Genomic DNA, 262 nt, shown 5'->3' with positions numbered 1-262 from the left:
CCATCTCAAATATGCCGTGAACGACGCACTGTTGATGCGCGGATCCGGCGACTTCGACGATTTGACCGCCTATCGCGCCTTCATCGACGAGATCGTCGCGCGCAAGAACCGACGCAACGCGGCTCGTATCGATGCCGAGCGCGCAACGCTGCAGCCGCTCCCGCAGCTTCGCACCGGCGACTATGAGGAGAGCATTGTCCCCGTCACCTCGACCAGCAGCTTCACGCTGAAGAAGGTCTTCTACACGGTCCCGTCGCGCCTC

General features: G+C 62.2%; 1 pseudogene. It reads left to right on the top strand.

From position 1 onward, the window contains the following. Positions 1–262 (top strand): annotated as a pseudogene (locus ACY9Z2_RS19120) (hypothetical protein); the annotation flags it as partial.

Source organism: Virgibacillus sp. GM2-2, from assembly GCF_055329585.1.
The sequence above is the reverse complement of the archived record's forward strand: the minus strand, read 5'-3'. Positions and strand labels throughout refer to the sequence as shown.